This window comes from Teichococcus wenyumeiae (assembly GCF_003696345.1).
Taxonomy (GTDB): domain Bacteria; phylum Pseudomonadota; class Alphaproteobacteria; order Acetobacterales; family Acetobacteraceae; genus Pseudoroseomonas; species Pseudoroseomonas wenyumeiae.
The window spans coordinates 1-11,604 of record NZ_RFLX01000064.1 but is presented as its reverse complement, the minus strand read 5'-3'; the positions used below and the strand labels follow the sequence as shown (position 1 = coordinate 11,604).

At 66.9% G+C, this 11,604-nt stretch carries 8 protein-coding genes and 2 pseudogenes; 7 read left to right on the top strand and 3 right to left on the bottom strand.

Annotated features, from left to right (window positions below):
- Window positions 1–256: 256 nt before the first annotated feature.
- Together EBE87_RS26380 and EBE87_RS26375 are read right to left on the bottom strand one after the other, a co-directional pair.
- Window positions 257–1,564, bottom strand: coding sequence for a coiled-coil domain-containing protein (locus tag EBE87_RS26380; RefSeq protein WP_120640112.1), 1,308 nt, complete (start codon window positions 1,562–1,564; stop codon window positions 257–259).
- Between the two features lie 338 nt (window positions 1,565–1,902).
- Window positions 1,903–2,118, bottom strand: a pseudogene (locus tag EBE87_RS26375) (transposase); the annotation flags it as partial.
- A 264-nt stretch (window positions 2,119–2,382) separates the two neighbouring features.
- Here EBE87_RS26375 and EBE87_RS26370 point away from each other — a divergent pair.
- From EBE87_RS26370 to EBE87_RS26340, 7 genes and pseudogenes are all read left to right on the top strand, one after another.
- Window positions 2,383–3,595 (top strand): annotated as a pseudogene (locus tag EBE87_RS26370) (IS110 family RNA-guided transposase).
- Window positions 3,596–4,164: 569 nt separating this feature from the next.
- Window positions 4,165–5,739 (top strand): ABC transporter substrate-binding protein, encoded by a 1,575-nt coding sequence (locus EBE87_RS26365; protein WP_158600999.1) that lies wholly within the window; start codon window positions 4,165–4,167, stop codon window positions 5,737–5,739.
- Window positions 5,736–6,668, top strand: a complete 933-nt coding sequence (locus EBE87_RS26360) for an ABC transporter permease (protein WP_120640110.1) — start codon at window positions 5,736–5,738, stop codon at window positions 6,666–6,668. Before EBE87_RS26365 ends, EBE87_RS26360 begins: the two co-directional genes overlap by 4 nt.
- Before the next feature lie 5 nt (window positions 6,669–6,673).
- Complete coding sequence (locus EBE87_RS26355; protein WP_233553375.1) at window positions 6,674–7,582, top strand: ABC transporter permease; 909 nt, start codon at window positions 6,674–6,676, stop codon at window positions 7,580–7,582.
- Window positions 7,575–8,597: an ABC transporter ATP-binding protein gene (locus EBE87_RS26350; RefSeq protein ID WP_120640113.1), complete on the top strand. Its 1,023-nt coding sequence runs from the start codon at window positions 7,575–7,577 to the stop codon at window positions 8,595–8,597. The genes EBE87_RS26355 and EBE87_RS26350 overlap by 8 nt, the downstream gene beginning before the upstream one ends.
- Window positions 8,597–9,616: an ABC transporter ATP-binding protein gene (locus EBE87_RS26345; RefSeq protein ID WP_120640109.1), complete on the top strand. Its 1,020-nt coding sequence runs from the start codon at window positions 8,597–8,599 to the stop codon at window positions 9,614–9,616. Before EBE87_RS26350 ends, EBE87_RS26345 begins: the two co-directional genes overlap by 1 nt.
- A gap of 61 nt (window positions 9,617–9,677) precedes the next feature.
- Complete coding sequence (locus tag EBE87_RS26340) at window positions 9,678–11,285, top strand: serine hydrolase domain-containing protein (protein WP_233553374.1); 1,608 nt, start codon at window positions 9,678–9,680, stop codon at window positions 11,283–11,285.
- A gap of 111 nt (window positions 11,286–11,396) precedes the next feature.
- On the opposite strand, the gene EBE87_RS30070 is transcribed toward EBE87_RS26340, so the two are convergent.
- Window positions 11,397–11,604, bottom strand: a 208-nt coding sequence (locus tag EBE87_RS30070) for a hypothetical protein (RefSeq protein WP_233553373.1), incomplete at its 5' end; no start/stop codon positions are given.

The following is an 11,604-nucleotide window of genomic DNA, read 5'->3' as shown; positions in this document are numbered from 1 at the left end:
GTGTGTCCAGATGGCGGCGTGACGTCGCGCAAGCTCCGTCCTGCGGTCAAACTCGTCTGGCCATCAAACAACGTGACAATGCCTCCTGATCATCTCCGGCACGCCGCCTTCCCTTGGGCTTGCAGGCGTGGCCGCACGAAGTTCTAGGGCTGCGCAATGATTACCATTTTTGATTACCATTTTTCATGATCCGAAGAGCGCCACCTCGCGGGACGCGCTGCCCCTCCGCTGAAAGGCCGAGCGCCCTCGATCCAGCTTACGGCGCCGCACGCCGGCGAGCGACCTCGGCATCCAAGGTGGAAAGCTCCTGCCGCCGTGCCACGACGGCCTGCTCCAGCCCGGCGGCCTCCGCCCGCAGACGCTCCAACCCACTGCTGTTCGCGGCCAGGTCGGCCTCCAGCCCCGTGGCCCGGCTCTCCAGGGTACGGACGCGGGCAGCCGCCTCCTCAAACCCACGGTTTGCTTCCGTGATGCGGGCCGTTGTTGTGTCAAGCTCGGTCCGGCGAGCATTGAGGTCCGCCTCGGCCTGCCGGATCGCCGGCTGCAGAGAAGCCAGCCGTTGCTCCGCCGCGGCCAGCGCCTGCTGTCGCCCGGCCAGGGCTGCCTCTGCCTCGCTGACCTGCGCACGCAAGGCCGCCGCGCGTTCCTCCATCTCGGCGGCACCCCGGGTGGTCTGCGCCGCGCTCTGCTCCGCGGCGGCCAGACGTGTATTCACCTCGCCGAGGCGCGCCTCGGCCGTTTGCGTGCCGTTGCGCAGTTCTGCGAGGCGTGCCTCGGCGGCCGTCGCCGTGTTGGTCAGCTCGGCCAGGCGGATTTCCGCTGCCCGCACGTTCCCGGCGGTCGCTTCGGCCGCGCGCGCCAACTCGGCCAGCCGCGCCTCGGCGGCGGACAAGGCAGTCTGACGCGTGGCCAACTCCGGCTCGGAGGTGGAGATCGCCTGCTGCAGGGTCTGGGCGCGGCTTTCCACGGCGGCTGCTTCCGCCTGCAGAGCCGTGAGGCCCTGCTGCGCCTGGCCCGCCTCGGCGGCGATCGCAGCAACGCGGCTCTGTGCCGCCTCAGCGGCTGCGGTGAGCTCGAGGGCGCGGCTCTCAGCCTGCCGCAGGGTGTTGGCGGCGGCTTCCTGCTGCGTTCCGATTTGGCTCAGCGCTGCCCGGCGCTCGGCCAGACCGGCCTCGGCCGTTGTGACCTCCGCCCGCAGCGCGGCCAGTTGCGCCGCGGCCGCCTCCGCCGCTTGGCTCAGTTCCGTGGAGCGCGTCTCGGTGCTTCCCACGGCAGCGGTCAGTTCGGCTAAGCGTGCTTCGGCTGGAGGAATATTGGCCGTGAGCTCGTGATGGCGCGCCTCGGCCGCCGCGACGGCGGCGCGGGTCGCTTCCGCCTGCTGGCGCAGGGTGGCGAGATCGCCCGCTGCCTGGCGTTCCTGGCTAAGCGTCGTTTCAAGCTCCGCGACGCGGAGGCCGCGCGCCTGACTGGTTTCCTCCGCAGTATGCAGGCGCCCCCCACGGGACAAGGCGAGGGACCAGCCCAGGATCAGCAGGATGACAGCGGCCGCGAGCGCGCCGATCACCGGCCAGGACAGCCCGAAACGTCCTGCCGACGATCTTGTCGGGGACGCGGCTCCACCCCCTGGTCCTGTTCCGCCACGCGGCTCGTTTGCCATGGTCTAGCTCCTGTAAAGATTCTGCGATGAGGCAAGCTGGCTTGCTGGAGCGCTCGACGCCAGGGCTAGGAAGGTATCTGGAACGACCCAGCCGCACGGGAACCTCGCGCCAGCCACAGCACAATGCTGGAACGTGCCTAATAGCGCCTTTCAAAACCTGGACAGATGATAGGGCTGCACGGCATTGGGTCGTGTCCCTGCTGGTGGTGTAGGAGGGGTGCTCCTCAGCGGGCTGAGCCGCAGTGTCAGGCGGCCGCGGCGGACAAGCTGACGGAGGCAGTATCGCTCACGGCGCCGATGATCTCCAGCGTCATGTAGCGAGAGCGCTGTGTGGCCCATTCGTCGGACTGCTCGAGGAGCAGAGCGCCGAGGAGGCTGATGACGGCGGCTTCATTGGGAAAGATGCCGACGACGTCGGTGCGCCGCTTGATCTCGCCGTTCAGCCGCTCGATGGGGTTGGTAACCAGTATGAGGGTGGCGGTGCCCACTCATCCGGCTGAGACGGCTTCAGTCTTGGCGTAGGGTGAGACCATCCGGGACGAGGGACACCGGGAGCACGTCAGTGGGTAGGCCGATTTATTCCATGAACCGAGAGCTCGCGTTAGTAGCTGGCCGCCCCTGCGACCGACCCGGTTGCGCCGAGAGCGCGAATCCGTAGTTGTCGTGTTGCCCACGGCTCCCGTCGAACCACTGGAGAGGAGCAGGAGATGGGACGTGTGATTGGCATGGACATCCACCGCACCTTCGCGGAGGTGGTGTTCTGGGAGGCGGGCCGGCTTCGGCCAGCGGGACGGGTGCACATGACCCCTTCAGGCCTGGAGGGCTTTGGCCGAACGCTGAGCCGCGAGGACGAGGTTGTCGTGGAGGCGACCGGCAATGCGATGGCCGTGGTGCGCGTGCTCAGCCCTTACGTGGCCCGGGTGATGTGGCCAACCCGCTGCAGGTCAAGCCGATCGCACACGCCCAGATCAAGACCGACAAGATCGACGCCGGTGTGCTGGCCTCGCTGCGGGCGGCAGGCTTCCTGCCCGAGGTCTGGGTGCCGGATGCCGCTACCGAGCGGCGGCGCCGGCTGGTGGCGCGGCGCAACCAAATCGTGCGGCACCGCACCCGGGTCAAGAACGAGGTGCACGCCATCCTGCAGGCACATCTGGTGCCGCCCTGTCCCCATGCTGACCTGTTCGGACGGCTGGGCCGGACCTGGCTCGGTCAGCAGGTGCTGCCAGATGACGAACGCGTGGCCATCGAGCGGCACCTGCGCGATCTCGACCGCCTGGGAGAGGACCTGGAGGTGCTGAACCGGGACATCGCGCAGGCCGTCGTCGACGATCCCGCGGTCAAGCGGCTGCTGACCATCACCGGCGTCAACCTGATCGTCGCGGCCGGGCTGGTCGCGGCGATCGGTGACCTGGGGCGCTTTCCCAGTTCCGAGAAGCTGGTGAGCTATGTGGGTCTGAACCCGCGGGTACGGCAATCCGGGTTGGGGCTGGCGCAACATGGCCGGATCAGCAAGCACGGCCGCTCGCATGCGCGCGCCTTGCTGGTCGAGGCAGCCTGGGCGGCCTCCAGGGCACCCGGGCCACTGCGGGCCTTCTGCGTATCCGGGCCAAGCGGGGCCATTAGGTTGCCGCCGTGGCGGTGGCCAGGAAGCTCGCCGTGCTCTGCTGGCACCTGCTAACCCGCGAGACCGACTACCAGTGGGCGCGTCCGGCGCTGGTGGCCAACAAGCTTCGCGCGATGGAGCTGCAGGCCGGGTAACCGGCAAGCAAGGGCAGCAAGCGCGGCCCGGCCTATGCCTACAACGTCAAGGAACTACGTGACCGAGAGATCGAGGTCGCACGACAGGCCGAGCAGGCCTACGAGATGTTCGTCGGAAACTGGCGACCACGTGGTCCGGGAAAGCGGCGCACGGGTGCCGCCAATGAGGAGCGACGGTGAAGGCTGCGCGGCCGGGCTCACATCCTCGGGCCCGGCTCTTGGCCACGCGGTCACCCGTGCCAGGCCAGGATAGCAGATCACGACGGAAAATCTTGTCGATCTCATCCGTGCTGTGCAGCTTGGCCCTGTGCTCCCGGGGAAGTCCAATCAACCGGCTCAAGATGATCAAGCGTACGATGTACGGCCGCGCGGGCTTGCACTCCTCCGTGCTCGCGTCCTCCAGGCGGCATGACAACGATCCAGCAGCACGGAAAGTGCGGGAGATCCCAGCTCTCAGTGGCAATCAACAGGACGCTGCTTGAGCCACTGGCGCGGGCTCTCCGAAAGGCGCGACTTGAGGATGGGATCCGCGCATGCTGGGCTTCCGAAGCCCGGTAGAGCGTTTGATCAAAAAACGCGCATTGCAGGAGTCATGCAGCGATGAGCGGCAACGCCAGGCCGGAGCAGCAGCCTGCACGGGGCCATGGGCCAAGAGAATCGTATTGATGGTATGTTTCTTGCTTGGTTTCGATTGAGATTGGCCGCATCCTGCCTCCTACGGCCTGGTTGAATCAGGGAGAATGTTGCTGATGCCAAACCGCCGCACCTTCTTGGCTCTCTGTGCTCTGACCGCCCCCTCCTTGGCCATCCTACCGCGGCGCGGCAACGCTGCACGACTGAAGGAGCTACGGTATCGACTCACCGAAGATCCGGAGTCTCTCCACAGCGGTCAGAGCGTGTCGCTGACCGTCAACACCTGCCTCAATTTTCTGCACGACCGGCTGATCTATATCGATGACGAGGGTAAGCCACAGCCTTGGCTCGCCGAATCCTGGTCCTTTAGCGAGGACAACAAGCAGATCGCCTTCAAGCTGCGGCCTGGCACCAAGTTCCATGATGGCACGGACCTCGATGCGGCTGCGGTGAAGTTCCACTTCGACAGCATCCTCGACCCAAAGACAGCCTCGCCGGTGCGGGGCCAGATCTCAGCGTTAGAGAGCTGTGAGGTGCTGGAACCGCTCAGCTTTCGGCTCACCTTCAGCCGCCCCTTTGCCGCCGCGATGATCCTGCTGGCTGGTCCCACCTATGGCTTCAACTCGCCCGCTGCGGTGCAGAAGGCAGGCCGACAATACGGCCGTCGCCCGGTCGGTACCGGGCCTTACATGTTCAAGTCCTGGTCGGCGGGCAGTGAACTGGTCTTCGTGCGTAATCCGCATTATCGGCAGCTGAGGCCAGACGCGCTGAACAAGGGCGCGCCTTACGCCGACCAGATCACACTCAGCGTGCTGCCGGAGGAGGGCGTCGCCTTCTCTGCCTTGCAAACCGGCGAACTGAGCGCGGCGGAATTGCAGACCGATACCGTCGAGCGGCTGCGCCAGGACAAGCGCTTCGCCGTCGTCATCGACGAAAAGGCGAAGAACCTCCTGTTCCTCGAATTCTCCTTCCGGCCGCCCTTCGACGATCGGGCGATGCGCGATGTCATCAGCCATGCCATCGACCGCGAGGCGATCCTGCGCGCCTCCTACAGCAGCTACGGCGCCGTCGATCTCAGCCCGCTCTCGCTCGGCATTCCGGGCTATGACCCGGCGGTGGCCAGCCAGTATGGCACGCCCTACGACCCAGCCAAGGCGAAGGCCTTGCTGGATCAGGCAGGCTGGAAGCCCGGACCGAACGGGCTACGGGCAAAGGACGGCAAGGAGGCCAAGTTTGCCATCCGCTCCTACGCCAACCCGGTCACCGACAGGGCTCTGGCGGTGATCCAGAGCAACCTCGCCGATATCGGCATCGAGATCAGCGTCTCCACCGCCGACTGGGGCACCTTCTATCCCTCGTTGCTGCGCGAGGGCTGGGACATGGGCCTCAATCGCTGGACCTATAGCGATCCTCTGGTGCTGACCAACCTGTTTCGCCCACCTGGACACCGCCGCAACCTGCCGGAAGACGCAGAGCTGAGCCGCATCCTGACCGCCGTGGACTCTACCCTTGATCCGGCGGAACGGCAGAAGGTGGTTTCCGAGGCGCAGAAGGCGATCCTGGAGCGGCGGCTGATGGTGCCGATCCTGACCAATCATCAGGTCACCATCACCCAGGCAGGGCTGCAGAACTACAAGTTCGATTACCTGAACCAGGTGCTGAACGGCGATGTCCGCATGAGCGACTGGTGAGCCGCTATGTTCTGCGCCGCCTGCTGATGGCGCTGCCAGTGGTGGTCGGCATTCTGCTGGTCACCTTCATGATACAGGCGGTGATCCCGACCGATGCGGTCAGCGCCATGTATGAGGGGCAGACGACGGAAGAGGAGGCCGCCGAAGCCATTGCCGCGATGCGGCAGCGCTACGGGCTCGACCAGCCCTGGTACGTGCAGTTCACCCGCTATGCCGGCAATGTGCTGCACGGCGATTTCGGCGAATCCATCCGCCTGCGCCGACCGGTTTCGGAAGAAATCGGATACCGCTTCGTCAACACGCTGCAACTCACCGGTGCCGCGCTGCTGATCGGCATCCTGATCGGGGTGCCAATGGGCATCCTCTCAGCCGCCAAGAAAGATACCTGGCTGGACGTGGGCGCGATGACGGTGGGCTTGCTCGGCATCTCCATGCCGGCCTTCTTCTTCGGCCTGCTGCTGATCCTGATCTTCGCGGTCTGGCTGCAATGGATTCCGGTGGTGCCGCGGGGAGGGGCGGCGCTGCTGTTGCCGGCGCTGACGCTGGGGCTGATCGAGGCCGCGCCGCTGTCGCGCATCGCCCGTTCCGCCATGATCGAGATCCTGCGGCGCGACCATATCCGCGCCGCACGTTCGCGCGGCATGGGGGAGATGTCGGTGATACTGCGCCATGCGCTGCCGGGCACGCTGCTGGCGGTGATGACGGTGATCGGCCTGCAGTTCGGCAACCTGCTGGGCGGCGCCTTCATCATCGAGGTCATCTTCGGCTGGCGTGGCATCGGTGAATTGGGCGTGAAGGCCATTCAGTGGCGCGACTTCGCGCTGACCCAGGCCATCATCCTGATCAGCGCCGGCGCGCATATCAGCGCCAACCTGCTAGTCGACGTGCTCTATGCCTGGATCGACCCCAGAGTGGATTACAACGCGTGACTCTGATGCATGGGGAGGCGGAAACAGCGGCCGCCGACAAACTGCCCGCTGTCGAGGCCAGCGCGTCCCGCCATCGTCGCGGTGGCTGGCGCTGGGTGCTGCGGCGGCTGCTGCGCAACCCATCGGCTCGGATCGGCGGCGGCATCCTGCTGCTGATCCTGTTCTGTGCCGCCTTCGCACCCTGGATCGCGCCGCACGACCCGCTGGCGGTGAACACGCTAGGACGGTTGAAGCCGCCCAGCGCCGTCAACTGGCTGGGCACCGACGAGGTAGGGCGCGACTTGGCCAGCCGGTTGATCTTCGGCACCCGCTACTTTCTGCTGATTTGCCTGATCGCTGCCTCCATCTCGGCCGGCTTCGGTATCGTGCTGGGGCTGGTGGCCGGCGCCGGCTCAGCGCTGGCGGATACCATCATCATGCGCTTCACCGACATGCTGCTTGCCTTTCCCTATATCCTGCTGGTGCTGGCTATCGTTGCGATACTGGGCCCCAGCCTCTGGACAGCCATGGCGGCGGTGGGGGTGGCCGGTATTCCCGGCTATGCGCGGCTGATCCGCTCCGTCGCCCTGACCGTGAAGCGCGAGGAATATGTCGAGGCCGCCCGCGCGCTGGGCGCCAGCGAGGCGCAGATCATCATCGGCACAGTGCTGCCAAACACCATCTCGCCATTGGTCGTCTACCTCTCCTACGCCACGCCCATCGCGGCACTCTCGGCTGCGGCGCTCTCCTTCCTTGGGCTGGGTGCGCAGCCGCCGACGCCGGAATGGGGGGCGATGCTGGTCAATTCCCGCTCCTTTCTCTTCACCGCCTGGTGGGCCGTGGCGGCGCCGGGCCTCGCGATCTTCGTGGCGATCTTCTCCATGAACCTCCTGGGCAATGGCCTGCGCGACGTGCTGGACCCGCGCGATGTCTGACGAAGCGCCGCTGCTTCAGGTGCGCGACCTGCGCACGCATTTCGGCACTGGCGACTGTGCCGTGCGGGCGGTGAACGGCGTCGACCTTTCCATCGGTCGCGGCGAGGTGCTGGGGATCGTGGGCGAATCCGGCTGCGGCAAGACGGTGCTGGCGCTGTCCATCCTGCGGCTGGTGGACGCGCCGGGGCGCATCGTCTCCGGCCAGGTGCTGTTCGATGGGCAGGATGTGCTGGCGATGCGGTCGCGGGCGCTGACGGCGCTGCGTGGCCGCGACATCGCCATGATCTTCCAGCAGCCCAAGGCCAGCCTGGACCCCGTGATGCGCATCGGCCACCAGATCGCGGAGCCGCTGCGGCTGCGCGGCGGCCGCAGCCGCACCGATGCTTGGCGGGAGGCGGTGGAACTGCTGGGCGCCGTTGGCATCCCCAATCCGGAGGAAAAGGCGCGCGCCTATCCGCACGAGATCTCGGGCGGTCAGGCACAGCGGGTCATGATCGCGACGGCGTTGGCCTTGCGGCCGCGCCTGCTGATCGCGGATGAGCCCACCACCGCGCTGGACGTGACGGTGCAGGCGCAGATCTTGGAGCTGCTGCGGGAGCGCTGCCGCGCTTTGGGCACGGCGCTGATCCTGGTGACGCACGATATCGGCGTGATCGCCCAGATGGCCGACCGCGTGGCGGTGATGTATGCCGGGCGGGTGGTGGAGAACGCTCCGGTTGGGCAGATTCTTGGCGACCCGGCGCATCCCTATACACGCGGGTTGATGCGCTCGGCCCCGGTGATGGGTGCGGTGCAGAAGCGGCTGCAGGAAATCCCCGGCGGCATCCCCGACCTGACGCGGCCGCTGCGTGGCTGCGCCTTCGCGCCCCGTTGCGACGGGCGGCGTGAGGCTGGTCCGGCCCGCTGCGATGGGCAGACGCCGCCCCCCTTCATGCCAAGTCCAGGGCGGGAGGCGCGCTGCTGGCTGCAGGGTTCCGCGCCGGCGGCCCAGCCAGCGCCCCCAGGGTGGTCTTGATGAGCGAGACCGTGCCCCAACCCCGTCCGGTAGACGGCGCCGCCAGCCGCGTGCCGTTGCTGCGGGCCGCCGGTCTGGTGGTGCGCTTTCCCGTGCGTGCCGGCGTCATGGGCAAGCCTAAGGCTTGGGTTCATGCCGTGGATGGTGTGGACCTGACTGTCCGGGCAGGGGAAACCCTGGGGCTGGTGGGTGAATCCGGCTGCGGCAAGTCGACGCTCGGCCGCACTCTACTGGCACTGCGCCGCGCCGACGAGGGATCGATCGAGATCGAGGGCCAACGTGTCTTCGAACTGCCGCCGGCGAAGCTGAAGGCGCTGCGCCGCCATGCACAGATGGTGTTCCAGGACCCGGTGGCCTCGCTCGACCCCCGTCGCACCGTCGGCAGCTCGGTTCGGATGGGGCTGGACCTGCACGGCATCGGCACATGGGCGGAGCGCGAGGCCGCAGTGGCCCAGGTGTTCCGCCGCGTCGGCCTACGGCCGGAGCATGCGGACCGCTTTCCCCATGAATTCTCCGGCGGTCAGCGGCAGCGCGTTGGCATCGCCCGCGCCCTGGTGCTGGAGCCGCGCCTGCTGGTATGTGACGAGCCGGTTTCGGCGCTCGATGTCTCCGTGCAGGCACAGATCCTGAACCTGCTGAAGGATGTGCAGGCGGAGCGTGGCCTGGGCATGGTCTTCATTTCGCACAACCTTGCTGTGGTCGAGCACATGGCCGACCGGGTGGCGGTGATGTACTACGGCCGCATCGTTGAACTCGCCCCGCGCGAGACGCTCTACGCCGACCCGCAGCACCCCTATACCCGGACCCTGCTGGCCGCCGTGCCTTCGCATGACCCGGCGCAGCGGCAGGGCGTGGCGGCGCCGGCGGGCGAGCCGCCGGACCCGGCGCGCCTGCCCACAGGCTGCCGCTTCCGTTCCCGCTGCCCACTGGCCATGCCGCGCTGCGCGGCGGAGGAACCTCTGCTGCTCGATCTCGGCCAGGGGCACAGTGCTGCCTGCTGGGCTGCGCGCGCTGCCTGAGACTGCCAGGAACACGCCAGAACAAAGGATGTATCGTGCTGTGACTGATCTGGATCTGCGGATGCTTGAACGTCGTGTGGACGCGCTGCTGGCCCCCTGGGCGGGCCAGCACGGCCCGGGCGTGACGATCGGCGTGGTGCTGGAAGGCCGCATGGCGGTGCACCGTCATGCGGGCCTGGCCAGCGTCGAACACGACGTGCCGATCGGGCCGGCGACGCGCTTCCGCATCGCCTCCGTCTCCAAGCAGTTTACGTGCGCCGCCATCCTGATGCTGGCCGCCGAGGGCAAGCTTTCCCTGGAGGACGAGGCGCGCCGCTATCTGCCAGAACTGCCGGAGTATCCGCAACGCGTCACGGTCTCGCACCTGATGCACAACACCTCCGGCATCCGCGACATGCTGGAGATCATGCGACATGGCGGCGCCGATCTCGGCACCCCGATCCGGCTGCAGGACCTGGTGGATGGCATCTGCCGCCAGCGCACCCTCAACTTCGCGCCCGGCAGCCGCTTCCTTTACAGCAATTCCAACTTCCTGCTGCTGGGGCTGATCGTCGAGCGCCTATCCGGTGAAACGCTGGAGAGCTTCCTGGAGATGCGCATCTTCGCGCCGCTCGGCATGCGCGATACCCGAGTGACGCAGAACCTGCAGGAAGCAATCCCGCATCTCGCCACCGGCTACTTTCCTGATGACCAGAAAGGCTGGCTGCGCGCGCCGCACGCCTTCCCGCTGCATGGCGAGGGTGGTCTGGTTTCCTCGGTGCAAGACCTGGCGTTATGGGGGCATAACTTCACCACCCGCCGGATCGGCGCCGTCTGGCTGGACGGGCTGACGACGCAGACACCCTTCACCAATGGCGCCGTGAACCGTTATGCGCGCGGGCTGGTGGTGCGGCCATATCGGGGGGTGGAGACCATCAGCCATGGTGGGCTATGGCCGGGGTACCGTACTGAGTTCCTGCGCGTGCCGGCGCAGGGGGTGACGGTGATTGCCATCTCCAACTCGGGCGCCTCCGATCCCAATCTGCTGGCACATCGCGCGCTGGACGCGGTGCTGGACGGGCGGCCAGGCGTGCACCCGGTGCCGGCGCTGCCGGGGCGGGAGGCTGTCGAGAAGCTGGCCGGCCGCTATCTGGACCCGGAGACGGATTCCACGCTGGAGTTGGCGCTGTCCGATCAAGGCAAGCTGACCATCACCACCAATGGCATGACCGTGACCGCCGAGGCTATGGAGGATGGGCGCTTCGCGTCACCGCGTGGCAGCAGCGTCTTCGCCCTTCGGGCGGCGGGACCGGATGCGGTCGAGGTCGAGCAGGATGCGGGTACAATTGGCCTCTGGCACCGCGTCACGCCAGGCGACAGCCTGCCAGAAGGACTAACCGGCAGCTACCACAGCCCGGAGATGGCAACGACCTGGACTGTGACAGAGGCCGAGGGCAAGACCTGGATACAGGCTAGTGGCCCGGTGGCAACTGGACCACTCTGGGAGGTGGAGCCGGTGCAAGGCGACGTCTTTCGGCTGCATGTGCCCGGCACGTTGTTCCGCAGTTGGCTGGACGTGCGCGTACTACGCGAGCACAATCAGGTCGTCGGGCTGGAAGCGAGCGGCGGCCGCGTTAAACATGTGCGCTACAACCGTTTGGCCGGTTCGCCTGAGACGAAGGCTCCATGATGGGTTCCGTTGCGACGTTTGAGGCTGACCCCGAACGAGGGCGAAGGCGCCCCGGATCAGGCCATGTCACGCCGCCAGCTCGAACAGTGAGGCAACGAACTCGGCCTGGGCCTACATGTCTCGTCCGCCGATTTCCTGAACCTGCCCCTTCCTGATCATCGCCATCGCCTCGTAGCCTGCCAGTGTTGGCATTGTTACGTTGTTTGAGGGCCAGACGAGTTTGACCGCAGGACGGGGCTTGCGCGACGTCACGCCGCCATCTGGACACACGTTTCCTGCCGCCAGATCCGGAAGGCCTTGTCGCGCGAACGGTGGTACT

Bases quoted from the DNA above. Each gene is read 5' to 3' on its own strand.
- EBE87_RS26365 (WP_158600999.1), top strand. From the start codon at position 4,165: ATGCCAAACCGCCGCACCTTCTTGGCTCTCTGTGCTCTGACCGCCCCC.
- EBE87_RS26355 (WP_233553375.1), top strand. From the start codon at position 6,674: ATGCATGGGGAGGCGGAAACAGCGGCCGCCGACAAACTGCCCGCTGTC.
- EBE87_RS26350 (WP_120640113.1), top strand. From the start codon at position 7,575: ATGTCTGACGAAGCGCCGCTGCTTCAGGTGCGCGACCTGCGCACGCAT.
- EBE87_RS26345 (WP_120640109.1), top strand. From the start codon at position 8,597: ATGAGCGAGACCGTGCCCCAACCCCGTCCGGTAGACGGCGCCGCCAGC.
- EBE87_RS26340 (WP_233553374.1), top strand. From the start codon at position 9,678: ATGCTTGAACGTCGTGTGGACGCGCTGCTGGCCCCCTGGGCGGGCCAG.